Source organism: Mesorhizobium alhagi CCNWXJ12-2 (assembly GCF_000236565.1).
In the GTDB taxonomy this organism is placed as follows: Bacteria; Pseudomonadota; Alphaproteobacteria; order Rhizobiales; family Rhizobiaceae; genus Allomesorhizobium; species Allomesorhizobium alhagi.
In genome coordinates this window covers 1-23,348 of record NZ_AHAM01000134.1, presented here as the reverse complement: position 1 = coordinate 23,348, position 23,348 = coordinate 1, and the positions used below count along the sequence as shown (strand labels likewise).

Annotated in this window: 27 protein-coding genes; 11 read left to right on the top strand and 16 right to left on the bottom strand. The window is 62.8% G+C overall.

The genetic code is table 11. The features are described 5' to 3' along the window. The 5 genes from MAXJ12_RS15810 to MAXJ12_RS15790 form a co-directional block, all read left to right on the top strand. Positions 1–1,904: FAD-dependent oxidoreductase (locus MAXJ12_RS15810; protein ID WP_008836921.1), on the top strand; the 1,904-nt coding region annotated here is incomplete at its 5' end. A 96-nt stretch (positions 1,905–2,000) separates the two neighbouring features. After that, positions 2,001–2,846, top strand: a complete 846-nt coding sequence (locus MAXJ12_RS15805) for a DUF1194 domain-containing protein (protein ID WP_008836920.1) — start codon at positions 2,001–2,003, stop codon at positions 2,844–2,846. 94 nt (positions 2,847–2,940) lie between these two features. Continuing rightward, positions 2,941–3,894: an ABC transporter substrate-binding protein gene (locus MAXJ12_RS15800; protein WP_008836919.1), complete on the top strand. Its 954-nt coding sequence runs from the start codon at positions 2,941–2,943 to the stop codon at positions 3,892–3,894. A gap of 96 nt (positions 3,895–3,990) precedes the next feature. Next, a complete protein-coding gene (locus MAXJ12_RS15795; protein WP_008836918.1) occupies positions 3,991–4,767 on the top strand; it encodes an ABC transporter permease in 777 nt (258 codons plus the stop codon). Beyond that, positions 4,764–5,549: an ABC transporter ATP-binding protein gene (locus MAXJ12_RS15790; protein ID WP_008836917.1), complete on the top strand. Its 786-nt coding sequence runs from the start codon at positions 4,764–4,766 to the stop codon at positions 5,547–5,549. The genes MAXJ12_RS15795 and MAXJ12_RS15790 overlap by 4 nt, the downstream gene beginning before the upstream one ends. Positions 5,550–5,564: 15 nt before the next feature. Here the strand turns inward: MAXJ12_RS15790 and MAXJ12_RS15785 are convergent, their stop codons facing one another. The 3 genes from MAXJ12_RS15785 to MAXJ12_RS15780 form a co-directional block, all read right to left on the bottom strand. Next, complete coding sequence (locus tag MAXJ12_RS15785; protein WP_420492381.1) at positions 5,565–6,503, bottom strand: GlxA family transcriptional regulator; 939 nt, start codon at positions 6,501–6,503, stop codon at positions 5,565–5,567. A 319-nt stretch (positions 6,504–6,822) separates the two neighbouring features. Beyond that, the gene (locus tag MAXJ12_RS38220; protein ID WP_008836915.1) at positions 6,823–6,960 is read right to left on the bottom strand and encodes a hypothetical protein; all 138 of its coding nucleotides are present in this window, start codon (positions 6,958–6,960) and stop codon (positions 6,823–6,825) included. A gap of 351 nt (positions 6,961–7,311) precedes the next feature. Continuing rightward, complete coding sequence (locus tag MAXJ12_RS15780) at positions 7,312–7,497, bottom strand: hypothetical protein (protein ID WP_008836914.1); 186 nt, start codon at positions 7,495–7,497, stop codon at positions 7,312–7,314. A 136-nt stretch (positions 7,498–7,633) separates the two neighbouring features. Between MAXJ12_RS15780 and MAXJ12_RS15775 the strand changes: the two genes are divergently transcribed. Beyond that, positions 7,634–8,533, top strand: a complete 900-nt coding sequence (locus MAXJ12_RS15775) for a LysR substrate-binding domain-containing protein (RefSeq protein WP_008836913.1) — start codon at positions 7,634–7,636, stop codon at positions 8,531–8,533. Positions 8,534–8,576: 43 nt separating this feature from the next. Here MAXJ12_RS15775 and MAXJ12_RS15770 read toward each other — a convergent pair whose 3' ends face one another. The 12 genes from MAXJ12_RS15770 to MAXJ12_RS15715 form a co-directional block, all read right to left on the bottom strand. After that, positions 8,577–8,762 carry a hypothetical protein gene (locus MAXJ12_RS15770; RefSeq protein WP_008836912.1) on the bottom strand — a complete coding sequence of 62 codons (186 nt, stop codon included), beginning with the start codon at positions 8,760–8,762 and terminating at the stop codon, positions 8,577–8,579. A 158-nt stretch (positions 8,763–8,920) separates the two neighbouring features. Further along, positions 8,921–9,106: a hypothetical protein gene (locus MAXJ12_RS15765; protein WP_008836911.1), complete on the bottom strand. Its 186-nt coding sequence runs from the start codon at positions 9,104–9,106 to the stop codon at positions 8,921–8,923. Between the two features lie 205 nt (positions 9,107–9,311). Further along, on the bottom strand, positions 9,312–11,411 hold the full coding sequence (locus tag MAXJ12_RS15760; protein ID WP_008836910.1) for an ASKHA domain-containing protein: 2,100 nt from the start codon (positions 11,409–11,411) through the stop codon (positions 9,312–9,314). Positions 11,412–11,476: 65 nt separating this feature from the next. Beyond that, positions 11,477–12,451: a methyltetrahydrofolate cobalamin methyltransferase gene (locus MAXJ12_RS15755; RefSeq protein ID WP_008836909.1), complete on the bottom strand. Its 975-nt coding sequence runs from the start codon at positions 12,449–12,451 to the stop codon at positions 11,477–11,479. Between the two features lie 77 nt (positions 12,452–12,528). Then, positions 12,529–13,620, bottom strand: coding sequence for a methylenetetrahydrofolate reductase (locus MAXJ12_RS15750; RefSeq protein WP_008836908.1), 1,092 nt, complete (start codon positions 13,618–13,620; stop codon positions 12,529–12,531). Continuing rightward, the gene (locus MAXJ12_RS15745) at positions 13,617–14,267 is read right to left on the bottom strand and encodes a methylenetetrahydrofolate reductase C-terminal domain-containing protein (RefSeq protein ID WP_008836907.1); all 651 of its coding nucleotides are present in this window, start codon (positions 14,265–14,267) and stop codon (positions 13,617–13,619) included. The genes MAXJ12_RS15750 and MAXJ12_RS15745 overlap by 4 nt, the downstream gene beginning before the upstream one ends. Beyond that, positions 14,260–14,562 (bottom strand): virulence factor, encoded by a 303-nt coding sequence (locus tag MAXJ12_RS15740; protein ID WP_008836906.1) that lies wholly within the window; start codon positions 14,560–14,562, stop codon positions 14,260–14,262. Before MAXJ12_RS15740 ends, MAXJ12_RS15745 begins: the two co-directional genes overlap by 8 nt. Before the next feature lie 233 nt (positions 14,563–14,795). Further along, positions 14,796–15,575, bottom strand: a complete 780-nt coding sequence (locus MAXJ12_RS15735) for a formyl transferase (RefSeq protein ID WP_008836905.1) — start codon at positions 15,573–15,575, stop codon at positions 14,796–14,798. A 79-nt stretch (positions 15,576–15,654) separates the two neighbouring features. After that, positions 15,655–16,302 (bottom strand): exopolysaccharide biosynthesis protein, encoded by a 648-nt coding sequence (locus tag MAXJ12_RS15730; protein WP_008836904.1) that lies wholly within the window; start codon positions 16,300–16,302, stop codon positions 15,655–15,657. Positions 16,303–16,510: 208 nt separating this feature from the next. Next, complete coding sequence (locus tag MAXJ12_RS15725) at positions 16,511–17,086, bottom strand: DUF4893 domain-containing protein (protein WP_008836903.1); 576 nt, start codon at positions 17,084–17,086, stop codon at positions 16,511–16,513. Between the two features lie 243 nt (positions 17,087–17,329). Further along, entirely contained in the window at positions 17,330–17,899 is a 570-nt protein-coding gene (locus tag MAXJ12_RS15720; protein WP_008836902.1) for a putative glycolipid-binding domain-containing protein, read from the bottom strand. Positions 17,900–18,020: 121 nt separating this feature from the next. After that, the gene (locus MAXJ12_RS15715; protein ID WP_008836901.1) at positions 18,021–18,653 is read right to left on the bottom strand and encodes a DUF1638 domain-containing protein; all 633 of its coding nucleotides are present in this window, start codon (positions 18,651–18,653) and stop codon (positions 18,021–18,023) included. A gap of 63 nt (positions 18,654–18,716) precedes the next feature. Between MAXJ12_RS15715 and MAXJ12_RS15710 the strand changes: the two genes are divergently transcribed. After that, positions 18,717–18,866, top strand: a complete 150-nt coding sequence (locus MAXJ12_RS15710) for an entericidin domain-containing protein (RefSeq protein ID WP_008836900.1) — start codon at positions 18,717–18,719, stop codon at positions 18,864–18,866. Between the two features lie 33 nt (positions 18,867–18,899). On the opposite strand, the gene MAXJ12_RS15705 is transcribed toward MAXJ12_RS15710, so the two are convergent. Continuing rightward, positions 18,900–19,595: a corrinoid protein gene (locus tag MAXJ12_RS15705; RefSeq protein ID WP_008836899.1), complete on the bottom strand. Its 696-nt coding sequence runs from the start codon at positions 19,593–19,595 to the stop codon at positions 18,900–18,902. Between the two features lie 257 nt (positions 19,596–19,852). On the opposite strand from MAXJ12_RS15705, the gene MAXJ12_RS15700 reads away from it, so the two are divergent. The 4 genes from MAXJ12_RS15700 (at position 19,853) to MAXJ12_RS15685 (ending at position 23,201) form a co-directional block, all read left to right on the top strand. Continuing rightward, positions 19,853–21,427, top strand: coding sequence for a trimethylamine methyltransferase family protein (locus tag MAXJ12_RS15700; protein ID WP_008836898.1), 1,575 nt, complete (start codon positions 19,853–19,855; stop codon positions 21,425–21,427). 183 nt (positions 21,428–21,610) lie between these two features. Further along, entirely contained in the window at positions 21,611–22,177 is a 567-nt protein-coding gene (locus tag MAXJ12_RS36805) for a hypothetical protein (RefSeq protein ID WP_139043910.1), read from the top strand. A gap of 33 nt (positions 22,178–22,210) precedes the next feature. Next, on the top strand, positions 22,211–22,492 hold the full coding sequence (locus tag MAXJ12_RS15690; protein WP_008836896.1) for a helix-turn-helix domain-containing protein: 282 nt from the start codon (positions 22,211–22,213) through the stop codon (positions 22,490–22,492). Positions 22,493–22,496: 4 nt separating this feature from the next. After that, a complete protein-coding gene (locus MAXJ12_RS15685) occupies positions 22,497–23,201 on the top strand; it encodes a hypothetical protein (RefSeq protein WP_244421500.1) in 705 nt (234 codons plus the stop codon). Positions 23,202–23,348 lie beyond the last annotated feature (147 nt).

Sequence of the window (23,348 nt, the reverse complement as noted above, 5' to 3'; positions counted from 1 at the left end):
AACCCCTGCCGGTGATGCCGGTCGACCACCCGCTCACCTTCTTCGGCCCGTACAATGAATTCGCCGGCACCGGCAAGGAGATCGGCTGGCCGCTGCTGCGCGACCAGGGCAACTCGGCCTATATGCGCGACACCGGGGACCCGAAAACGGCCGAAGGCGGGCAGATCGAGTGGGGCTATTACGAGGAGACCAATCCGCGCCTTTGCCATCCGCGCGACATCCTGGAGAAGGACCAGGCTCGCCTTTCGCCCTCGCAGCGCGACCTCGACATGGAGCAGATCATCGAGCCGCTGGAACGCGCCATGGAGCTGACGCCGATCCTGGCCGAACTGGGCTACAATGAGAGCCATTCCTTCAACGGGCTGCTGCAGGTGACGACGGATGGCGGCCCGTCCGTCGGCGAAAGCCAGAAGGTGAGGGGGCTCTGGTACGCCGTCGCCATATGGGTCAAGGACGGTCCGGCCTTTGGCAAGCTCGTCGCCGACTGGATGACCGACGGGCGCACCCCGATCGACCATGCCAGGATAGATTTTTCGCGCTTCTATCCGCACCAGATGAACGAAGAGTTCATCGAAGGCCGCTGCGGCGAGGCTGCGCAGAAGGTCTACAATCCGGCGGTCCATCCGCGCGAACCTTATGTTACCGGCCGCAATTTGCGCCGCTCGCCCTTCTACGAGCGCGAAAAGGAACTTGGCGGTTATTTCATGGAGCTCGGCGGCTGGGAGCGCGCCCATGGCTACGCCGCCAACGAGCATCTGTTGGAGAAGTACGGCAACCGCGTGCCGGTGCGCGAGAGCGAATGGGACAACCGCCATTTCTGGCGCGTCTCCAATGCCGAACATCTCGCGATGAGCGAGGATTGCGGCATCGTGAACCTGTCGCATTTCGCCATGATCGACGTCGAAGGTCCGGATCATGTCGCGCTGATGGAATGGCTGTGCGCGGCAAAAATCGGCGGCGACGCCAATATCGGCAAGGGCATCTACACGCACTTCCTCGACGATGAGGGCATGGTGCGGGCCGACCTGACGGTGATCCGCATGGCCGATCGCTGCCGCGTCGTCGACGGGGCGGACGCCGGGCCGCGCGACTTCCACTACATCCGCCGCGTGGCCGAAGACAAAGGTTTTGACGTCACAGTCACGGATGTCACGGCGAAATACGTCACCATCGGCATCTGGGGGCCGAACGCGCGCGCGACGCTGCAGAAGGTCGTGGAGGACCCGGACGGGCTCTCGCCGGAGAATTTTGCCTTCGCCGCGATCAAGCCTGTCAGGATCGGCGGCAAGGATGTCACTGCCTTCCGCATATCCTATGTCGGCGAGCAGGGCTGGGAGCTGCACATGCGCTACGAGGACGGCCTTGCCGTCTGGGACGCGCTGCGGTCGACCGGCGTGATGGCCTTCGGCGTCGAGACCTACGCCAACAGCCGCCGCATGGAGAAGAGCCTGCGCCTGCAGAATGCGGACCTGCTCACCGAATACAATCTGCTGGAGGCCGATCTCGCTCGCCCGAAGGTCAAGGAGGCGGATTTTTGCGGCAAGGCCAAGCATCTGGAGTATCGCGCCCGCGAGCATCAGCCGGCCATGCTCTGCACTCTCGTCATGACGGAAAACGTCGATCGGCAAGGCGTCGCCCGCTATCCCGTCGGCACAATGCCGGTGATGGATCCCGAAACGGGCGAAACGCTGGTCGACGAACTCGGCCGCCGCTCCTTCACGACTTCGGTCGCCTATGGCCCGACCATCGGCAAGAATATCGCGCTCGCCTATCTGCCATGGGCGTATTGCCAGGAAGGCCGCAAGCTGACGGTCGAATATTTCGGCGAGGCCTACCCGGTCGAGGTTGTGGCTATAGGCTACAAGCCGCTCTACGATCCGGAGAACTTGAAGCCTCGGACCTGACGGGTCGGCCAGGCCCTCGCAGAATCGTGAAAGCCGGCGCCGGCAAAATCGGCCGGGCGGCTTTTTCATCGGCCGCATTTAACGTAACCTCGCCACATGTCCCGCGTGGCACGAGGATGGCGGCGCCTTTCCGGCAGCGCAGCTTTTGCGCTGAGCCTTCTTCTTGTGCCCCACGGCCATGCCGCCGAGCAGGTCGATATCGAGCTTGTCCTGGCCGTCGATGTCTCGCTCTCAATGTCGCCGGACGAGCTGGAGATCCAGCGCCAGGGCTACGCCGCGGCGCTCACTCATGACCGCGTTCTGGAGGCGATCGCCGCGGGCGTACACGGCCGGATCGCCGTCACCTATGTCGAATGGGCGGGCTCGACCTCCCAGCACATCGTGGTGCCGTGGACGGCGATCGCGACCCGGTCCGACGCCGAGCGCTTCGTCCGCCAGCTTTCCGCCAGGCCGCCCAACAGCGCGCGGCGGACCTCGATTTCAGGGGCGCTGGATTTCGGTGGTGATCTCTTCGCCGAAAGCGGTTTTCAAGGCATGAAGCGGGTCATCGATATTTCCGGCGATGGCCCCAACAATCAGGGCTCGCCGGTGACGGGCGCGCGCGACGCGCTGATCGCGCAGGGCATCACCATCAACGGCCTGCCGCTGATGACCAATGGCGGCCTCGCCAGCGCCTACGATGTCGAGAACCTCGACCTTTACTACCAGGATTGCGTGATCGGGGGGCCGGGCGCCTTCATGATCCCGGTCAACGACTGGTCGCAGTTTCCCGAGGCGGTGCGCCGCAAGCTGGTGCTGGAACTGGCCGGGGACTCCTCTGAGAGTACTCGCGACGAGGCGGTCCACCCCCCGGTTCGACTGGCGCAGGCCACTCCCGGCTATGACTGCATGATCGGCGAAAAGCTCTGGCGCGACCGCTCGTGGATGTGGGACGACCGGTGAGCGCTCCTTGGATGGACATCAGTCCCGCGAGTGCGTTGACAACCACGCGGCCATCCTGACAAATCGCAGGCGAACCAATCAGAAGGGGAACTCCATGAAGAAGAGCGCAATTTTCGGCGCCGCAATGACGCTTGCGATCGGCATTCCGCTGCCGGCCATGGCCGATACGGCGCTTACGCTGGGCCTGAGCGGCTGGACTGGTTTCGCGCCGCTGACGCTGGCGAAGGAAGCCGGCATCTTCGAGAAGCACGGCCTCGACGTGACGCTGAAGAAGATCCCGCAGGCCAGCCGCCATCTCGCAATGGCGTCGGGCGACATACAGTGCGCCGCCACGACGGTCGAGACCTGGATCGTGTGGAACGCAAACGGCGTGCCCGCCAAGCAGATTTTCCAGCTCGACAAATCCTACGGCGCAGACGGCATGGTGGTTCGCAACGATGTCAACGCGATCGCGGATTTGAAGGGCAAGTCCGTCGCCGCTTCGGCGCCCGGCACTGCGCCTTATTTCACGCTCGCCTGGTTCCTCAGCAAGAACGGCCTGTCGGTCAAGGACGTGAACGTCGTCAATCTCGAGCCTGGACCGGCCGCGCAGGCCTTCCTCGCCGGCCAGACCGACGCGGCGATGACCTACGAGCCCTATCTGTCGAGCGTGCGCGAGAAGCCCGAAGCCGGAAAGATCATCGCCACCACCCTCGACTATCCGATGATTATGGACACGGTCGGTTGCACGCCGGCGTTCCTCGAAGCCAATCCGGATGCCGCCAAGGCGCTCGCCGCCAGCTATTTCGAGGCGCTGGAATTCATCGCTGCCAAGCAGGACGAGGCCTATGAGATCATGGGCGCCGACGTGAAGCAGTCCGGCGAGCAGTTCGGCAAGTCGGCGCAATATCTGCGCTGGCAGGGGCCGGAAGAGAACAAGGAATTCTTCTCGGGTGAATTGCAGGCGTTTTCAAAGGAAGCCGGGGCGCTCCTGAAGGAGATAGGCATCATCAAGGAAGTGCCGGATATCGACAGCATTATCGACAAGAGCGTTGTCGGGGCAAACTGACGCCGCTATCACGTTTTCCTGCTCGAAGGCCGCGCCCGCAGCGCGGCCTTCGGATTTTCAGGTCATTCGCGACCTCAGCTTAAAAGCGAGCACTCAATGTTCCGTCCCCTGCAACCCGTCGGACAAGCGGCCCGGTTCGCGCTCGGCGTCTCGTTTTTCGTCCTCTTCATCGCCGGATGGTCGGTGGCGACGCTCGGCGGCTATGTCTCGCCGACCTTCCTCGCCGACCCGCTGACGATGCTCGCCGACGGTTGGAGCCTGCTCACCGAGCAGGGTTTTCTGTTCGACATCGGCATGACGATCTGGCGCGTGGTGGGCGGCTTCGTGCTGGCGGCGATCGTCGCTGTGCCGCTCGGCATCATGATGGGCGCCTACAAGCCGGTCGAGGCGTTCTTCGAACCCTTCGTCTCCTTTGCCCGCTATCTGCCGGCATCCGCCTTCATTCCGCTCCTCATCCTCTGGGCGGGCATCGGCGAAACGCAGAAGCTGCTCGTCATCATCATCGGCTCGCTGTTCCAGGTCATCCTGATGGTCGCGGTCGCGGTAGGAAACACCCGGCGCGAGCTCGTCGAAGCCGCCTATACTCTGGGTTCGACCGATTCAGCCATCGTCAGGCGCGTCATGATGCCGGCCAATGCGCCGGAGATCGCCGAGATCCTGCGCCTCGTCCTCGGCTGGGCCTGGACATATGTCATCGTCGCGGAGCTCATCGGCGCCTCCTCCGGCATCGGCTACATGATCATCAACAGCCAGGCGCTGCTGGCGACGGGGCAGATCATTTTCGGCATCATCGTCATCGGAATCATCGGGTTGATCTCGGATTTCGCCTTCAAGGCGCTCAACCGCTGGCTTTTCCCCTGGAGGCTCGCATGAGCAAGCTCGTCGTCGAAAACCTCTCCCGCACCTTTCCGGGAGTGCACGGAGGCGAGCCGGTGCGTGCGCTCGAACCGGCCGATCTCAAGGTCGCCGCCAATGATTTCATCACCATCCTCGGCCCATCCGGCTGCGGGAAATCGACCTTGCTCAGGATCGTAGCCGGTCTCGACCAGCCGAGCACCGGCCAGGTAAAGCTCGATGGGCGGGTGGTGACTCGCCCAGGCCGCGACCGCGGCATGGTGTTCCAGTCCTACACGCTCTTCCCTTGGCTCACCGTCGCCCAGAACATCGCCTTCGGCTTGCGCGAGAAGGGGCTGCCGCGCAGGGAGCAGGACGAGATCGTCGCCTCCTATATCGACAAGGTCGGGTTGAAAGGCTTCGAGAACCATTGGCCGAAGCAATTGTCGGGCGGCATGCAACAGCGCACGGCAATCGCCCGCGCGCTGGCCAACGACCCGGAAATTCTTCTACTCGACGAGCCCTTCGGCGCGCTCGACAACCAGACGCGCGGACTGATGCAGGAACTGTTGCTTGGCATCTGGGAGCGCGAGCGCAAGACCGTAGTCTTCGTCACCCATGATATCGAGGAGGCGATCTTCATGGCGTCGCGGGTTCTGGTGATGAGCGCCCGGCCTGGCAGGATCAAGTCGGACGTTGCGGTCGACCTGCCGCATCCGCGCCATTACACGATCAAGACAAGCCCGGAATTTTCAGCGCTCAAGGCGAGGCTGACCGAAGAAATCCGCGTCGAGGCAATGCGCAGCGTGGAGGCGCATTGAGCTGAAATGCTGGATCTACGCGGCTAATAGCTGCTTGCGATCAATCCGCTCCTGCTGCGGCGAGCGTGCGTAAAGCTCGCGGTAGCATTTCGAAAAATGCGAGGCCGAGACAAAGCCGCAGGCCACCGCCACCTCTACCACGGGCATGGAAGACTGGATCAGCAGGTGGCGCGCGCGATCCAAGCGGATCTCGAGGTAATAACGCGCCGGCGAGCGGCCCATTTCGGTTCGGAACAGGCGTTCGATCTGGCGGCGCGACAGATCGACATTGTCGGCGATCTCGATCAGCGACAGAGGCTCAGACAGGTGCGCTTCCATCAATTCGATGATGGTCAGCACCTTTGAATTCTGCACGCCGAGCCGCGCCCTGAGGGGCAGCCGCTGGCGATCGGTCGGGCTGCGGACGCGGTCTGTCAGCACCTGCTCACAGACGCGGTTGACGAGATTGTCATCGAAATCGTCGCCGATCAGCTTCAGCATCATGTCGAGCGCGGCGGTGCCGCCGGCGCAGGTGTAGATGTTCTGGTCGACCTCGAACAGGTCGGCAAAGACATTGGCCTTGGGGAAGGCTTCCGAAAAGCCTGGCAGGTTTTCCCAGTGGATGGCGCAGCGCTTGTTGGACAAGAGCCCGGCTGCCGCCAGTATATGCGCGCCGGTGCAAAGTCCGCCGACCGCCACGCCGCGATTGTATTCCTCGCGCAGCCAGGCGAAGGCTGACCGGTTCTGGTATTTCTCGACATTGGTGCCGCTGCACACCACCACCATGGACGGGCGGTCGGGGCCGGACATCTTCCTGCGTTCGTCTTCAAGCGAGGTGTCGACCGCGCATTCGACGTAGTTCGAGGCGCGAACAGGCTTGCCGTCGAGACTCGCCAGCCGCCAACGGTAGGCCTCGTAGCCGAGCATGCGGTTGGCCGACCGCAACGGATCGAGCGCCGTCGCAAAGGCGATCATTGTGAAATCGGGAACAAGGAAGAATACAAGCGAGCGCTTGATGGGATGCTTTATTGCGTTCACGGCGGCCTCACGCAAAACCCGGATGACGCGAACAGGATGTCGCGATCGGACCAGCGTCATCAGGAAAAGCCAGCGCTGTCAATCGGCTAGGCGGCCACAGCGCAACTTTATTTGCGACGCGTGGTCGCAATCCGGCTAATTAGAGGCCGATCATGTATGCGGTGGTTGCAGCGGCGCAAACGCTTCGCGCAAAACTAAAGCCGCCGCCCTGACCGGCGGGGTCAAGACGGCGGCTTTTATGCATCGGTTGGATCGCTCAGGCGATGAAGCCGAGACGCGCTGCCGCCACGGCGCCGGACTGGCCGGGCATCGTGCGGTCGAGGCGCTGACGCTCGAGCGCGGTGGTCAGGTTCATTTCGCGGCGCCTGCCGAACATGCGGGACAGGAATTTCATGACACTTCTCCATGCATTGTGGTTACACGGGGTGCCTTCGCTTGATGGAGTGGGGCAACTCGTTTTGACGACGCTGATATAGTTGGCATCTGCAGTAAAAATAAGCGGCGAAAGCGAAGCGATTGATATGAAATGCGACATCGAATGCGACATCGCAGCAGGGTTTTCGCCTGAAAAATAAGCAGAAACAATCGCTTGTGGGGTAAACTCACCAGCTATGCGGCTTGTTCAGATGCGTCATGCGCGCGGCGCATGGCTGGGGGCTGGTCTTGGCGGCTCAAGTCCGGGCAAGAAAAAACCCGCCGGATGCATTTGGAGCGATCCGGCGGGCACTGTCGGCGTCACACATGTTTACTTGTCTCCGGCCCATGAGCCGGACTGAAGGCGCGGCGCGCGGTTCGTCGCATAGGCGTCGGGCCAGCCGATGTCCTTCTGGATTTCCGCAGGCAGGGAGCGAACCTGCCGTTCGGTCAGGTAGCGGGTGCGTGCGGCGCTGTATTCGGCGGCATAGCGGCCGATGGTCGAGAGGATGGACATGTCGGTCTCCTTGGTCTCGGTCCTGGTCTTGGGTCCCAGGACCCTTTCACGCTGTTGACTATCCGCCCGAATTGATGTTCAATCAAACGAAATGAAATGATAGTTTCGATCAGAAAATTTGAAGGGACCGGACGCGATGAACGCCCCGCTCAATCACCCCCTGCCGCTGCTCGACCTCGATGTGTTGCGCACCTTCGTCGCCATCGCCGAGACCGGCAGCTTCACCACCGCCGCCAACGCAGTGTTCCGCACGCCTTCGGCCGTCTCCATGCAGATCAAGAAGCTGGAGGATATTCTCGGCCGCTCGATGTTTTCGCGCGACGCACGCTCGGTAGCGCTCACAACCGATGGCGAAATGCTGCTCGGCTATGCAAGGCGACTGCTGGCGGTCAATCGCGAGGCGGTCTCCAAATTCATCGTGCCGGACATCACCGGCGTGGTGCGGCTCGGCTCGCCGGATGATTATGGCGAGCGCGTCCTGCCGCATGTCCTGAAGCGCTTTGCGCAGACGCACCCCTCGATCGCCGTTGACGTCACCATCGACCAGAGCGTTAATCTGCGCCGGCGCATGGACGACCGCGCGCTCGACATCACGCTGGTCACCAATTCCTACAAAAACTCGATGTCCGGGGCCGAGGTGCTGCTCACCGAGCCGATCGTGTGGGCCGGCGCCAAGGGCGGCTGCGCACACATGCGCGAGCCGCTGCCCGTTTCCATGTGGGAAGAGGGCTGCGCGTGGCGGGCCGGCGCGCTCGAGGCGCTGGGGCGGGAAGGGCGCAACTACCGTGTGGCCTATATGAGCGCCCACACCACCGGCCAGCGTTCCGCCATCCTGGCCGATCTCGCGATCGCTCCGCTGCCGAAGTCCTTCATCGGCTGCGACATGGTGGAACTCGGACCGAAGGACGGCCTGCCGGAGATCGGCAGCTACAGCCTGGCGATGTTCATTGCGCCGGACGCGTCTGCGCCGGTGAAAGCCGCCGCAGACCATATCCGCGCCGCCTTCGAAGTGTTTCGCGAGACAGGCAAGTTCTGACAATCCGCCTTTTCCCGAGGCGTCTGTGCGCCCCGGGAAAAACTCAGCGCAGCGATTTCCAGTAGGCCGAGCGGAAATGCGCGCCGCTTTGCGAGCCTTGGGTCGCTGGCCAGCCAATATCCTTCTGCAGTTCCGGCGGCAGCGCGTTCATCTCGCGGATCGCCTGGCTGTTGCGGCGCGCTTTCCTGAGCGCGGCGCCGAAGCGTCCGATTTCATCGAATATCGACATGGCAAATCTCCCTCGAATATCCACCGATACGGAGCCTTCCGTATGGTGGCGGCGGATCAATGCACCGCCGATGTTTCAGAACGATTTCGGCGAAAAGCCCTTTGGTTTCAGAGTTGAAACATTTGCATGCAAACGAGTTGCGGTGACGCCATGGCGGCTCAGCGCAGCGACTTCCAGTAAGCCGACTGGAAATGACTGCCGCCTTGCGCGGCGCGGCGGGCCGGCCAGCCGATGTCCTTCTGGATTTCCGGCGGCAGGGCGTTCATTTCACGGATGGTCTGACGGTAGCGGCGGGCTTTTTTCAACGCCTCGCCAAACCGGGCGATGTCGTCGAGTATCGACATATTGGCCTCCCGATGAGCCTTTTCATTGGGGTCGCGGGGGCAGCGACCGGGTCTTTCGTTTCGCGCATTTTGGCGCGAACAAGCCCTCGGTATCCGAACGGGAGGCGTTTGAATGTGAGCTTTTTCACGCCGGCAGCGCCTCGGCGCTCCACGCTGGTAACACTGGCGTGAGATGGTTGAACGGGGGTCTCGGCCCCTTACGGCGCTAGCTCCTCGAGCGCCGTGCGTCGCGGTCTTCGCGCGAGCGCCGGCGCGGCGTCGCATCGCCGGCCACGCCGCCCTCGCTGACCGTCTTCCGCGGCGGCAGCTTTACCTGGCTGGCAAGCTTCGGGAACGGATCGATCTTGTTGGGCAGCGCCATGGCGCTGATGAATATCTGCTGGAAATGCGGCTCGAGCGCGGTCTCGATCTTTTCGATCCGGTTCACCGCCTGCTCGATCTCGCGGCGGTGATTGCGGTTCAGCAGCGCCATCAGCGCGCCTGTGCCGGCGGCGTTGCCGACAGCCTTGACCTCGGCCAGGTCGCAATCGGGGATCAGTCCCAGCACCATCGCGTATTTCGGGTCGATGAAGGAGCCGAAGGCGCCGGCAAAGCGGATCGTATCGACATGGTCGACGCCTTGCTTTTCCATCAGAAGCTTGACGCCGGCATAGAGTGCGGCCTTGGCGAGCTGGATCGCGCGCACGTCGTTCTGGGTCACCGTCAGCCGGGGCTCGCCATCGCGCAGCAGATACGAAAAAGTCCGGCCGTTCTGGATTATACGCGGGCTTTTCCCGGCCATCGCGCCGTCGATGACGCCGTCCTCGGAAATTATGCCGGAAAGGTACATTTCCGCGACCACCTCGATGATCGCGGAGCCGCAGATTCCGGTGACGCCGGTCACCTGAACAGCTTCCTCGAAGCCGGGTTCATCCGACCACAGTTCCGAGCCGATGACGCGGTATTTGGGCTCAAGCGTTTCCGGATCGATACGCACGCGCTCGATCGCGCCGGGCGCGGCGCGCTGGCCGGACGATATCTCGGCGCCCTCGAAAGCCGGCCCGGTCGGGGAGGAGGCGGCGACCACGCGGTCACGGTTGCCGAGCACGATTTCGGCATTGGTGCCGACATCCACCAGAAGCATCATGCTGTCCTGGCGATAGGGGCCTTCCGACAGTGTGGCGCCTGCCGCATCTGCCCCGACATGGCCGGCGATGCAGGGCAGCAGATAAAGGCGCGCGCCCCGGTTCACGTCGATGTCGATCTCATGCGCCCAGTATTGCAGCGCGCCGGAAACCGCCAGTGCGAAGGGGGCCTGCCCGAGTTCGGTCGGATCGATGCCGAGGAACAGATGGTGCATGATCGGGTTGCCGACGAAGACGCAGTCGAAAATGTCGTGGCGGTCGACATTGCCTTCCTTGCAGACCTTGCCGATCAGCCCGTTCACCGCCTCGCGCACCGCTTGCGTCATCGCCCCGCGGCCGTCCGGGTTCATCATCACGTAGGAAACGCGGCTCATCAGATCCTCGCCGAAGCGGATCTGCGGGTTCGACGTGCCGGAGGAGGCGGCGATGCGGCCCGACAGCAGCGAAACCAGGTGCATGGCGATGGTCGTTGAGCCGATGTCGCAGGCAATGCCGTAGGCTTCGTTCTTCAACCCCGGGAACAGGTCGATGATGAAGGGCCGCGACGAATCCATGTCGCGATGGACGACCGCCGTCACGCCCCATTTGCCTTCGCTCAGCTCCGGCTGGTTCGGCAGCCTGGTCCGCAGGATTTTCTGGATCCGCGGGATCAGGTGCGGCGAGACCAGCAGGTCCTTCCAGCCCCAGTCTTTCTCCAGCGCCACCTTCAGGCGATCGAGGTCGCCAAGCGGCTTGTGCATATCGGGCTCGTCGACCTCGACATAGCAGAGCTGCACCGCGGCATTGCGCTCGATGACGCGATCGGTCGCGGCCTTGCGGATGGTCTGCGCGTTGATGACCGTGTCCTGAGGGACGTCGATGACGAGGTCGCCGAGGATCATCGAAGAGCAGGAGAGGCGGCGGCCATCGGCCAGGCCGCGAACGCGCTCGTAGCGCTCTTCCTTGGCGCCTTTCGGCGAGATGTGGTCGTTGGACGAGACGATCTTGTGCTTGGCGAAATTGCCTTGCTGAACCTCGACCTGGCAGCGCCCGCACGTCGCCCGCCCGCCGCACACGCTCTCGACATAGACGCCGAGCGAGCGCGCGGCATCCAGGATCGGCGTGCCGACCGGAAACCGCCCGCGCTTGCCGGAGGGCATGAACAGGACCAGAGGGTCGGTTATGTTGGGTGGCGGGTTCATTGCATGCTGCTTTCCGGGGTTCCTACGCTGCGCTCGTCCGCAACGTAGGGCGCAATCCTATACGATCACCCCCGCGCCATCCGCGCCTCGCGGCCGCCGCGGCGGCGTCCGCCGTTGGCTCCGCCTTCGCCTGGCGCATTGACCTGCGTCGGAGCCGCCACTGCGTGGCCGCCTTCGCCAGGCTTGTAATCCTTGTAGGTCCTGATCCAGTTTGTGCAGTCCCGGTCCGTGCCGTTGAGCACGTTGGCGGCGCGAACCGCCTCCATTTCCTGCGGCCGCACCGGGTTCATGATCGCGCTGGTCATGCCGGCGCCGATCACCATCGGGATGAAGCCGGCATTGATGCCGTGGCGGTGCGGCAGGCCGAACGAGATGTTCGACAGGCCGCAGGTGGTGTTGACCTTGAGTTCTTCGCGGAGGCGCCGCAGCAGCGCGAACACCTGGCGGCCGGCGTCGCCCAATGCGCCGATCGGCATGACCAGCGGATCGACGACCACATCATGCGCCGGAATGCCGAAATCGGCGCAGCGCTCGACGATCTTCTTCGCCACCGCGAAGCGCACGTCGGGATCCATGGAAATGCCAGTCTCGTCGTTGGAGATGGCGACGACCGGAACATTGTATTTCTTGATCAGCGGCAGGATCGCCTCGAGCTTCTCCTCCTCGCCGGTCACCGAGTTGACCAGCGGACGCCCCTTGGCGACCTTCAGCGCCGCCTCGATCGCCGCCGAGACAGAGCTGTCGATCGAGAGCGGCAGGTCGACCAGGTTCTGCACGATCTCCAGCGTCTGCACCAGAAGCGCCGGCTCGGTCGCATTCGGGTCGACGGCGGTCACGCCGGCGTTCACGTCGAGCATCGTCGCGCCGCATGCGGCCTGCTCCAGCGCGTCCTTGATGACGGTCTCGAAATTGCCCGCGATCATTTCCGCGGCAAGCTTCTTGCGGCCCGTCGGATTGATGCGTTCGCCGATCACGCAGAAGGGCTGATCGAAGCCGATGATGATTTCTCGGGTTGCCGAGGCAACGATCGTACGGGTCATGTGATCCTCCAAAAGATATAAAGACTTCTTTATATCGTTATCTATTTCGATTCAAGCCAATGGTGATCGATCCGCGTTCAATGCGCGGTTTTCACCAGGTCCGATTGCGTCTCGACGATGTCGTCGTGCAGGATGTGGTCGAGGCGGTCGGCAACCAGCTGGTCGTCGCTGCGCATTTCGCGCTTCCATGGCCGGCGGCCCTTCAGCACGCCTGATTCATCCACGATCTCGGCGACATACTCTTCCTGCCGGTAGGCCATCACATGGATGCCGGAGACGCCCGGTATCTCCTTGACCTCGTTGATGATGTCGATGGCAAGCTGCTTGCCTTCCTTTTTCTGATCCTGGGCGCCTTCCAGGCGCTTGATGATCGCGTCGGGGATGTGGATGCCCGGCACGTTGGAGCGGATCCATTTGGCTGTCTTGGCCGAGGCCAGGGGCCCGACGCCGCACAGAATGAAGCACTGCTCGGTATAGCCGAGGTCGCGCACCCGCTGCATGTAGTTCCGGAACATCGGCACGTCGAAGCAGTACTGGCTCTGCACGAACTGCGCGCCGGCGGCGATCTTCTTGCCCAGCCGGTAGGGGCGGAAATCGAAGGGCGGCGCGAACGGGTTGATCGCGGCGCCGAGGAAGACCTGCGGCGGCGTCGTCAGCTTGCGCCCGGAAAGGAACTTGCCGTTGTCGCGCATGATGCGGATGGTTTCGAGCAACGACATGCAGTCGAGGTCGAACACCGGCTTTGCGCCCGGCTGGTCGCCGGCCTGGACGCCGTCGCCGGTCAGGCAGAGCATATTGGCGACGCCCATGGCCGCGCCGCCGAGCACGTCGCCCTGTATTGCGATGCGGTTCTTGTCGCGGCAGGCGATCTGCATGATCGGCGCATAGCCCATACGCGTCAGCAGCGCGCAGATGCCCACCGACGACATGTGGCAGTTGGCGCCGGAGGCATCGACGGCGTTGATGGCGTCGACCCAGCCGTCGAAGACCTTGGCGCGGTTGTAGACGTCTTCGGGGTCGGCGCTGTCCGGCGGGTTGAGTTCCGTCGTCACGGCAAATTCGCCGCGCCGCAGCACTCGTTCCAGCCGGCCGCGCGAGGAGTGGCCAGGCTGGGGGTCGAGCGGCCGATCTATGCCGTCCGGGTGTTCGTCGCGTTGGCGGCTCGTCATGCCGACACCTGCGCCTTCGCCGCATCGCGTGCTGCCGCGGCTTGCGCGGTGACGCGCAGCCACGCGGACGTTTCGCGCAGCGACTGATCGACCGGCTTCTGCACGTCGAGGATTTTGTCGCCATGAACCATGTTGCGCGACCCTTCCCAAGCCTTGACCCAGACGCAGGGCATGTCGGGCTCCACCTCGCAATTGCCGTTGGCGCGCACGCCGCCGCAGGGACCGTTGCGCAACTGCTTGGGGCAGTTCATAGGACACGACATGCCGGTCGAGGAAAGAATGCACTGGCCGCACATGCGGCAGTCGAACATAAGACCTTTTACCCGCTTTTCGACGAATGTGACGGGAGCTTCGACGCGGCTGTAGCCGATTCTGTTCCACAGCGGATGCAGCATCAGGAAGATGTCGGCGAAGCGGGCGTAAAACCATTCCAGCGCTCTGCTGTGGCGCACCGCCCACAGCCGCACCGAATAGGAGCGCTGCACGCGCCGCTGCGGCGACACGTCGGCCGGCCTGTAGGCGGTCTTGGGCGCCGTACGGCTGACCACCGTGGCCTGGGTCACGCCGCCGGAAGCTGCGGGCGGCACGATTTGTGCCCCGTTGGCCGGCCCCGCGGCCGTGGTGGAAATCGGCTGGGTGTCAGACATCTGCCTTGCCGCCTGCCTTGGCGAGAGCGATCAGGCGCTCCCGGTCATATTGCGTATCGAGGTCGGCCGCCGCCTTTGCAGCTTCCGCTTCCAGGTCGTCGCCGACCGGCACCGGATCGGCCTTGCGCCATTCCGCAAGATAGGCGTCCGTTTCGGCCGCGCCAGACCGCATCGCCGCCATGTCGATCGCCTCGGTGAAGCGCAGCGGCAGTTCGCGCTTGGCGTTCTGCCGGCCCTTCTTGACGATGACCTGCGCGGGGATATCGCGCCAGTAGACGATGATCAGGTCGGCCATTCAACTCACTCGATTTAGAGCATGATCCCGAAAAGTTGCGGGCTTTTCGGACGAGATCATGCGGCCTGGTAAATACCTGGAGTCCCATTCCGATCATTCGGATGAACCGGGGCTCCAAGTGACTGGAGCATTGCCGCAAGCGTCATTCCGCTGCTTGTTATGAGACGACGCGCGCGCATTCAAATGCGACGCGCGATCATGTCGCAAAAAACAAGATGGAATGTCGCGAGGTTCTACCACACGCCCTTCGTCAACCCCGTCCACAGATAGCTCCAGATCGGCGGATGATACCACTGCCTGGAGGGCAGGCCGGTCTCGACCGGACGCATCTTTCCAGCCAGCGCGTCTTGGATCGCAGAAACGCAGATTTCGCGGGAAAGTGCGGCTAGCCGCAGCGGGTAGAGCATCAGATTGTCGCCGGGCGCCGGCCCGCCGCGCACCTGGTGCAGCACCGCGCCAGTATCGACGCCGGCGTCGACCAGATGCACGGTTGCACCGAAGTTCTCCGAATCCCCGCTCGCCAGCGCCCAATAGCCGCCATTCATGCCGCGATATTTCGGGGTGATGCCGGCATGATAGTTGAGCACCGGGCAGGGCATCGCCGCCAGCGCCTGCCTGGAGAGCATCCGGCAGCCGGCGAGCAGCACGACCGCCGGCGCGGCGGCCTCGATCGCATGCAGGAATTCCGGTGAGTTGGCCGACGGCACCTCCACGATTGCCTGGCCGGCGCGGGGAGCGGCTTCCAACCCGTTCTCGACGACGATTTTCTCCGCACGGCCTGCAAGGAAGCGCTTGCCGAGCCTGGTCAGGACCATGGTGCCGATCTGCCCGGCGACCTGCAGCCGGCCCTGTCTGCGTGCCCGCCGACGCAAAAGTTGCGCCTTCGATTCCGGCGTTTCAAGGATTACCGTCACCGGCCCGAGCCTGTCGGCAACCGCGTTGACGATCGCCCATATATGCGGACCGCCTTCGGTCACGATGACGATCGATTGGGATTTCGGGTCTCGTTTCATTGCGGCGAGCGATGGTTCTCCATGGAAGCCCCGTGGCCGGGAACGATCCGAACTATCGCATTGCAGCCTTACCGCACGCTTAAATCATCCACCCCAGGACTGCCTGGGTGGCCGCGCCGGCTGCGCCGATGACGAAGACGATGACGGCGATGGACGCTATGGCGACGACGCTGCCGACCGCAAAGAGGATGCCGTCGCGCTCAGAAAGCGCCAAGCCGAGAAGGGTGGTGGCGAAGGCCGGCAGCCAGTTGCCGAGCGGAATGGGCAGGGTCACGATGACCGCGAGCAGAAAGGCGATCGTGCCTATGATGCGGTCGCCGCGCTTGCGCCAGAACGGCCAATAGCGCGGTGTGACGTATCGTTCGAGACGGACGAGGCGCGGCACGACCCGCTCCATGATCGAGCGGAACTGCTCGGCCGGCAGCGACTTGTCGGCGACGAAGCGCGGCAGCCAGGCGCGCTTGCTGCCATACATCATCTGCGCCGAGACGATCAGCAGCGGCAGGCCGAGAATGGCGGATGCGCCAGGCGGCAGCGGCAGAAGGTTGAAGGCGGCGAAGAGAACGAGGAGGGCGGCGAAGCTGCGGTCGCCGAGCGCATCGCGGATCGAGCCCAGCGTCACCCGGCCGTTGGCGTCGCGGGAAAGTTGCGCAAAAAGCTGGGAAAGCCGGCGCGGCCTGCGCCGCACGGGGGCCCCTTCGATCTGGCCCGCCTCGAATCCCTTCATTTCAGCTCTCATACGCCCGCCTTAACCCGAAAAGCCGCAAGCCCCTGCGGTATCTTACCCCATTCTGTCGTGCGGGGGTTAAACCTTGATGACAACTCTGCAAGCAAGGCCAATTTGAGGTCGGCATACCCGAAATGCAACAGTCGGCGCTTACTAATGCATGGCTCTCGAAAGTGGAATCACTTTTCGGAATAGCGCACGGCGCGCTTCAACGGCGGAATTCGAGGATATCGAGCTTGGATTCGTAGTAGGGCGCCGGAAACTCGATCCGCCACGCCTGCGGCCCGGTGCGAAACGCATAGCCGACGTGGTCGCTTTCGGGGCCGCTGCCATAGGGCTTGGCCGCGTCTCCGGCGACATGAAACGAGCCGAGATAGATGAGGCGGGTGTCGCTCTCGGTATAGAAGCGGCCCTCGGTGCGCTGTGAACCGCTCACCTTCTTCAGCATCCAGCCGGAGCCGTCGTCGGAAACGCGGCATTTGAACCAGCCATAGATGACGAGCTCGGCGAGCCCCCCTGCCTTGGTGGTGCGGCATTGCCAGTCGCCCACCATGTCGAAATCCGACCACGAAATCGGCTCAGCAGCGAGCACCGTGTCCAATTCGGCCACATCCGCCGGCGCGCCGGCCTTGGCCTCCTCCAGCGCTTCCTTCCTCGTCGCCTCGTAGTTTTCCAGCCGCGCCTTGTCAGCCTGCGTGATCAGCTTTTGCACCACGCCGTCGGCGGCGGCATTCGCGGCCGGCAGAGCGAGGAGGGCGGCGAGAAGCCAGGCGCGGATTTTCATGAAGATGCTCCGGAATTTGCCGCGACCTCTCCCGAGGATTCCGGCGCTTTCGTGGTCAGTGTGGGGGAACAAACTTTTGCGAGTGACGGCATGGGATCGCCTTAGCCAGTAAACGCTTTTCATGCGAGAGGCCAAGCACTTCGGCGCTCCCTCGGCGATCCTGTCGAATCCCGGCTGGCGGCGAGATGCAGGTCTGAGACGCCGATGGTCGCGGAATCCGGCCGTCGGAGCATGTCTGCGCTGTCACCGGGTCGCGACCCATCCGGTCCACAGCGTCGGATAATCGGTCACGAAACCGACTTTCGAGACGGTCAGCGTTTCGTCATATCCGTATGCCGGCGAGCGGTAGTGAAGCTTGTCCTTCCCGGTGCGGCGGTAGGTCTGCTCCACGATGCCGAGTTGCAGCGAGAACTCCAGATAGTACGCGGCGGGAGCAGGGGTTTCCACCTTCTCACCCGGATCGAGGCGGCGGATGGCGATAAGGTTGGTCGCGGGCGTGAACCCGAGGTCGAGATCGATACACCCCCTTGCAGCAGGCTGCACCTTCCCGTCGAGCAGCCAGTCGCCGTCCGGCGTCCTTTCAATGTCAAATGCGAGCTCGTCCAGTCCGACTGATCCATGCACTCTTGCTGACAGCGTTCGCCATGCGGCGTCGCAATCGACCGCATAGTCGAGCATGCAGGCCTTGCCTTGGTGATCGAAGATGGTACTGCCGGAGAGCCGCCAACCATCCTTCATACGGATTAGACGGCAGCCATCATGGCCTTCGGTATCCAGCCGCCGCCAGAATGCCGTCGCGACAATCTCGTTCATGTGCATCCTCGCTTGACGGATTTCAGTGCCATCGAACCAGGTCGTGAAGCGGATCGTGCAATTGTGGGCCGCCTGCCGTCACGGTTTCCTGTTGCCAGCCTTGCCTCAGGAGACAGCGACCTCAGGCAGGGAGTATCGCCGCCCCCGCAAGTGCCTTCGTCAGATCGCCATAGCCGGTAAAGCGCTTTTCGTAGGCGAGCCCGAGCATTTCGGCGGCGTCTTCCGCGACCTTGTCCAGTTCGGGATTGTCGGTCTGCGCCAGATAGACCAGCTTCTCGTAATTGCCGAAATAATCCGCGGCGAGTTCCGGGTGGCGGTCGAGGCCGAGCGGCTTGATGAAGAACGCCTCGAATTGCCGGCACAGGAAATCGGTCATGTAGAAGGCCAGCATGTCGCGGTCGCCGGCCGCCTCGAAGGCGTCGATGCCCTGGTAGAAGGCGAAGCAATGCGCGCCTTCCATGCGCTCGACGCCGTGCTTTTCGCAAACCGCATCCAGCATCCCGCCGGTGCCGCAATCGGCATAGCCGACGAATATGCGGCTATAGCCTTCCGCCTTCGCCTCGGAAATCGCCTTGTCCATGGCGGGCGGAATCCTGTCGGGATAGTAGTGGAACTCGGCCGGCAGGCAGGTCAGTTCGAGATGGTCGAGCGCCAGCTGCTCCTTCACGGCCAGCACCTCGCGCGCGATCATGCCGCAGGCGATGACCAGCAGTCGTTCGTCCTTGTTTTCTCTGCCTTTGCGCGTGGTCGTCATGGAACCACTTCAGTTCGAATTCGTTCCTGTTGGCTTATCTAGTCAACGAGGGAGCCACCGTCCATGAAACTGCCGCGCTTTGCACCAATTGCGGCCATCCTGGCTTGCGCCTTGATCGTATCGGCATGCGCCAATACGATCCGCGGCGTTGGAAGGGATGCCTCCAACACCGTCAACGCCACGGAGCAGGCGGTCGAAGACGTCGCCAACTAATTTAGCTGGATCCGTCCTGGACAGCATTTACTCTCAAGCAGCGCGCACGTTGTGCTTGCGCTTCATGAAGTCCTTGGCGGTCTCCACCGCCACGGCCGCGTCGCGGCAATAGGCATCGGCGCCAACGGCCTTGCCGAACTCCTCGTTGAGCGGCGCGCCGCCGACCAGCACGACATAATCGTCGCGAATGCCCTTTTCCTTCATCGTGTCGATCACGACCTTCATGTAGGGCATCGTCGTGGTGAGCAGAGCCGACATGCCGACAATGTCCTGCTTGTGCTCTTCGATCGCGTCGAGATATTTTTCGACCGGGTTGTTGATGCCGAGGTCGATGACGTCGAAGCCCGCGCCCTCCATCATCATGCCGACCAGGTTCTTGCCGATGTCGTGGATGTCGCCCTTGACCGTGCCGATCACCATCTTGCCCTGCTTGGGCGCGCCGGTGGCGACGAGCAGCGGGCGCAGGATGAACATGCCGGCCTTCATCGCATTGGCCGAAAGCAGCACTTCTGGAACGAACAGGATGCCGTCGCGAAAGTCCTCGCCGACGATGCGCATGCCTTCGACAAGCGCTTCGGTCAGCACCTCGTAGGGCTGCCAGCCGCGCTCCAGAAGGATGTTCGTGCCTTCCTCGATCTCTTCCTTGAGGCCGTCATAAAGGTCGTCGTGCATCTGTTGCACGAGTTCGTCGTCGGAAAGTTCGGAAAGGATGATCTCGTCGTCAGACATGTCAGGCTCCTCGCGTCCGCCGGCAATCATTCCGGCGGCCTAGAAATTCGCACCAATACCTATCGTGCAAGCGCAACAAATCCATAGCTGATTTGCGACTTCCTGCAAAAGGAAAGCGACCGGGGTTTAGGACGTATTTCTTGTCGATTTTGCGACAGTGCTTGGCGCTGGCGGGCCGTTTCGCTAAAGGGTCATGGCTACGATCCGGGCAATGGCGCCATCAGGCGCGGATTGCTTGATTTCTAAGGATGATTTCGATGGAAGAGAACCGCTTGTCCGAGCAGGAAGCCTCCAATTCACGGCGAGGGCGCGCCGCGAGCGGCGGCGCCGCGGCTAGGCGGGCGGCCCGTTCGGGCGGCGGGCCGGGCACGCAGCTCACCTACATAAAGCGCAAGATCAACGTCTTCGAAGTGCTCGACGAAGAAGGCCTGGCGCTCATCGAGGCCAATGCCGACACCGTTCTGGAGGAGATCGGCATCGAGTTCCGTGACGACGCCGAGGCGCTCGCGCTGTTCAGGCAAGCCGGCGCCGACGTCAGGGGAGAACGCGTGCATTTCCCCAAGGGCCTGTGCCGCCAGCTGCTCAAGACCGCCCCGTCGAGCTACACCCAGCATGCCCGCAATTCCGCCCGTTCGGTAGAGATCGGCGGCAAGGGGACAGTCTTCGCGCCGGTCTACGGGCCGCCCTTCGTGCGCGACCTGGACGGCAATCGCCGCTACGCCACGATCGAGGATTTCCGCAATTTCGTGAAGCTCGCCTATATGGCCCCGTCCATCCACCATTCGGGCGGCACGGTGTGCGAGCCGGTCGACGTGCCGGTCAACAAGCGCCACCTCGACATGATCTACTCGCACATCAAATATTCCGACAAGCCGTTCATGGGCTCGGTCACCGCGCCCGAGCGCGCCGAGGACACGGTGGCGATGGCCAAGATCCTGTTCGGCGAGCAGTTCGTCGGCGACAACACGGTGCTCACCAGCCTGATCAATGCCAATTCGCCGATGGTGTTCGACGAGACCATGCTCGGCGCGCTGAAGGTCTATGCCCGCAACAACCAGGCCTGCATCGTCACGCCTTTCATCCTTGCCGGCGCAATGAGCCCGGTCACGGTCGCCGGCACGCTGACGCAGGTTCTGGCCGAAGTGCTGGCCGGAGCATCGCTCACCCAGCTGATCCGCCCCGGCGCGCCGGTGCTGTTCGGCACTTTTGCTTCCTCGATCTCGATGCAGTCTGGCGCGCCGACCTTCGGGACGCCGGAGCCCTCGCTGGTATCCTACGGCGCGGCCCAGCTCGCCCGCCGCGTCGGCCTGCCGTTCCGCACCGGCGGCTCGCTCTGCGCCTCGAAGGTTCCGGATGCGCAGGCGGCCTATGAAAGCGCCAACACGCTGAACTCGACCATTCTGGCGGGCACCAACTTTGTCCTGCATTCAGCCGGCTGGCTCGAAGGCGGCCTCGCCTCCTGCTACGAAAAATTCATGATGGATATCGACCAGCTCGGCATGACCCAAAAGTTCGCCGAGGGCGTCGATCTTTCGGAAAACGGCCAAGCGATGGACGCCATCCGCCAGGTCGGCCCGGGCAGCCATTATCTCGGCTGCGACCATACGCAGGCCAATTTCCAGACCGCCTTCTATCGCTCGGCGATCGCCGACAACAATTCCTATGAGCAGTGGCTGGCCGAGGGCCAGAAGACCGCGCCGCAGCGCGCCAACGAACTCGCCCGCCGCTGGCTCGAAACCTACGAAGCCCCGCCGCTCGACCAGGGCGTCGACGACGGCTTGCAGGACTTCATCGCGAAGAAGAAGGAGTCCATGCCCGACGCCTTCACTTGAAAGGAGCCCGATGCAGGCGGGGCTAAAGTCGCCAACATCATCCACAAGGAAGTCTGGCGGAGCGCTTTCAAGGAGCCGGACGAGAAGGGGTGAGCGTCCGCGTACAGATGTTGTAATCAACCCTCTTGCACCACTCCCTGTGATGTGCAAGATGTATGAATCTTACATCTTGCGGGGCTTGATATGAACGACATGCAAATCACCGTCCGGATTTCCGAGACGTTGGCGCAACGGCTGAATGCGCATCTTGACGGCAATCCGGCATTCTCACGATCGAGCGTGGTGGTAAGTGCTTTGGACGCCTTTCTGCCGGCGTTGCCAGACACTATTCCCAAAAAAGATCGTCGGAGGGCACCGCCTGGTGCGGGACAAGATGAGGCAAGCGGACGAGAAGGTCGCGATTTCGGTATCAACGCAGGACGAAGGCTTGCGGAAAAGCTAGGTTCGCTGATCAATCCAACAGCAACTGAACTCAAGCTTGTGGACGGCCGTCATGCCACAATTCGTACAGCCAGAAGGCGAAATACACAGTGGGGGTGCTTGGATAGCGTGCTTGGGCGCGTAGATACTATCATCTGCGCCTACACCAAGGATGATAGGAATTTCCAGCTTTGGGAAATCGCCCCTGAGGTCTGGCTAGATAAGGCTCGTCCGGCATCGGCCGGGCACAAATTGCATGGTAAGCTGACGCTTATTGGCAAGGCGACAGCAGAGAAATTCGGTAAGAGGTTGCCGGACCAGTTTTTGTGAATTCAGTGGTCTCCTTAGATCGAGGAAACGTCGATGGAGCGTCAAAGCTTCGAAAGTGTTTGGGATGCGCTGGAAGAATCCTCGGGAGAGGCCGCGAATATGAGCATGCGTTCGTCGCTGCTGATCGCGATCGAGCAGCAGGTGCGCGGTTGGAACGTCACACAGGCGGAGGCGGCACGGCGGCTCGGCGTCACTCAGCCTCGCCTAAATGATCTCCTCCGGGGCCGGATAACGAATTTCAGCCTGGATACATTGATCAATCTGGCCGGGCAGGCGGGGCTCACGGTCCGGCTGGACATCGCCCGGGCGGCGTAGTCGCTTGCCGCAGGGATTGGAAACCTCAGCCAGCGGGATTTGTCCCGAACTCGTAAACGCTCTTTCGCCGCACGGCCTCATCCTGCGAGGCGGCTTCAATTTCGGCGCTGACGAATCCGTCCCGTCCGTCCTCTCCGGCGCTCCCGCCAAATCCGCGCTTCTGGTTGGCCAGGCCGGCTCCGCGCCGTGGCCGCATTTCCTGCGCTGGCTCGAAACCCAGCCGGCCGGTCTGAAAGACCCCCTCGACAGTTGGTCACGCCAAATCATCGGCGCGGTGGCGCAAGATTTCGGCGCGCGAGCGATCTCACCATCCGACAAACCATATCTCCCGTTCCAGCAATGGGCGATGCGCGCCGAGGGGCTGAGGCCGTCGCCGCTCGGCATCCTCATGCATCCGCAATACGGTCTCTGGCATGCCTATCGCGGCGCGCTGCTGTTCGAGACCGAACTTGCCATCCCGCGACTTGAGAAACCGATTCATCTTTGCGATCTATGTGTCGGAAAACCTTGCCTGAAAGCCTGTCCGGCCGACGCTCATTCCGAGGCCGGATTCGCCCACGAAGCCTGCCTGTCGCATGTCCGCGGCCCCGACGGCGCGCCGTGCCGCGACGATGGCTGCCTCGACCGAAACGCCTGCCCTTACGGAACGGAATACCGTTATCCCATCGACGTGCAGGCCTTCCACATGGCTGCGTTCGCGGGCATTTGACGCCGGGCCGCCTGCGTGGACAGAATCCACCTCCATTTCGGCTCGTCCGCAAAAGAAGTGTTGCGGATCAATGGCATAAAAGCCGGCGAGAAGAATTTTCGCACCGGATTTGTTCACATCCCTCGTCCCTCCCGCATAATCCTCGGT

What these genes read in the sequence shown, in the direction of transcription:
- MAXJ12_RS15805 (WP_008836920.1), top strand. Translation starts at nt 2,001, where the DNA reads ATGTCCCGCGTGGCACGAGGATGGCGGCGCCTTTCCGGCAGCGCAGCT.
- MAXJ12_RS15800 (WP_008836919.1), top strand. Translation starts at nt 2,941, where the DNA reads ATGAAGAAGAGCGCAATTTTCGGCGCCGCAATGACGCTTGCGATCGGC.
- MAXJ12_RS15795 (WP_008836918.1), top strand. Translation starts at nt 3,991, where the DNA reads ATGTTCCGTCCCCTGCAACCCGTCGGACAAGCGGCCCGGTTCGCGCTC.
- MAXJ12_RS15790 (WP_008836917.1), top strand. Translation starts at nt 4,764, where the DNA reads ATGAGCAAGCTCGTCGTCGAAAACCTCTCCCGCACCTTTCCGGGAGTG.
- MAXJ12_RS15785 (WP_420492381.1), bottom strand. Translation starts at nt 6,503, where the DNA reads ATGATCGCCTTTGCGACGGCGCTCGATCCGTTGCGGTCGGCCAACCGC.
- MAXJ12_RS38220 (WP_008836915.1), bottom strand. Translation starts at nt 6,960, where the DNA reads ATGAAATTCCTGTCCCGCATGTTCGGCAGGCGCCGCGAAATGAACCTG.
- MAXJ12_RS15780 (WP_008836914.1), bottom strand. Translation starts at nt 7,497, where the DNA reads ATGTCCATCCTCTCGACCATCGGCCGCTATGCCGCCGAATACAGCGCC.
- MAXJ12_RS15775 (WP_008836913.1), top strand. Translation starts at nt 7,634, where the DNA reads ATGAACGCCCCGCTCAATCACCCCCTGCCGCTGCTCGACCTCGATGTG.
- MAXJ12_RS15770 (WP_008836912.1), bottom strand. Translation starts at nt 8,762, where the DNA reads ATGTCGATATTCGATGAAATCGGACGCTTCGGCGCCGCGCTCAGGAAA.
- MAXJ12_RS15765 (WP_008836911.1), bottom strand. Translation starts at nt 9,106, where the DNA reads ATGTCGATACTCGACGACATCGCCCGGTTTGGCGAGGCGTTGAAAAAA.
- MAXJ12_RS15760 (WP_008836910.1), bottom strand. Translation starts at nt 11,411, where the DNA reads ATGAACCCGCCACCCAACATAACCGACCCTCTGGTCCTGTTCATGCCC.
- MAXJ12_RS15755 (WP_008836909.1), bottom strand. Translation starts at nt 12,451, where the DNA reads ATGACCCGTACGATCGTTGCCTCGGCAACCCGAGAAATCATCATCGGC.
- MAXJ12_RS15750 (WP_008836908.1), bottom strand. Translation starts at nt 13,620, where the DNA reads ATGACGAGCCGCCAACGCGACGAACACCCGGACGGCATAGATCGGCCG.
- MAXJ12_RS15745 (WP_008836907.1), bottom strand. Translation starts at nt 14,267, where the DNA reads ATGTCTGACACCCAGCCGATTTCCACCACGGCCGCGGGGCCGGCCAAC.
- MAXJ12_RS15740 (WP_008836906.1), bottom strand. Translation starts at nt 14,562, where the DNA reads ATGGCCGACCTGATCATCGTCTACTGGCGCGATATCCCCGCGCAGGTC.
- MAXJ12_RS15735 (WP_008836905.1), bottom strand. Translation starts at nt 15,575, where the DNA reads ATGAAACGAGACCCGAAATCCCAATCGATCGTCATCGTGACCGAAGGC.
- MAXJ12_RS15730 (WP_008836904.1), bottom strand. Translation starts at nt 16,302, where the DNA reads ATGAAGGGATTCGAGGCGGGCCAGATCGAAGGGGCCCCCGTGCGGCGC.
- MAXJ12_RS15725 (WP_008836903.1), bottom strand. Translation starts at nt 17,086, where the DNA reads ATGAAAATCCGCGCCTGGCTTCTCGCCGCCCTCCTCGCTCTGCCGGCC.
- MAXJ12_RS15720 (WP_008836902.1), bottom strand. Translation starts at nt 17,899, where the DNA reads ATGAACGAGATTGTCGCGACGGCATTCTGGCGGCGGCTGGATACCGAA.
- MAXJ12_RS15715 (WP_008836901.1), bottom strand. Translation starts at nt 18,653, where the DNA reads ATGACGACCACGCGCAAAGGCAGAGAAAACAAGGACGAACGACTGCTG.
- MAXJ12_RS15710 (WP_008836900.1), top strand. Translation starts at nt 18,717, where the DNA reads ATGAAACTGCCGCGCTTTGCACCAATTGCGGCCATCCTGGCTTGCGCC.
- MAXJ12_RS15705 (WP_008836899.1), bottom strand. Translation starts at nt 19,595, where the DNA reads ATGTCTGACGACGAGATCATCCTTTCCGAACTTTCCGACGACGAACTC.
- MAXJ12_RS15700 (WP_008836898.1), top strand. Translation starts at nt 19,853, where the DNA reads ATGGAAGAGAACCGCTTGTCCGAGCAGGAAGCCTCCAATTCACGGCGA.
- MAXJ12_RS36805 (WP_139043910.1), top strand. Translation starts at nt 21,611, where the DNA reads ATGAACGACATGCAAATCACCGTCCGGATTTCCGAGACGTTGGCGCAA.
- MAXJ12_RS15690 (WP_008836896.1), top strand. Translation starts at nt 22,211, where the DNA reads ATGGAGCGTCAAAGCTTCGAAAGTGTTTGGGATGCGCTGGAAGAATCC.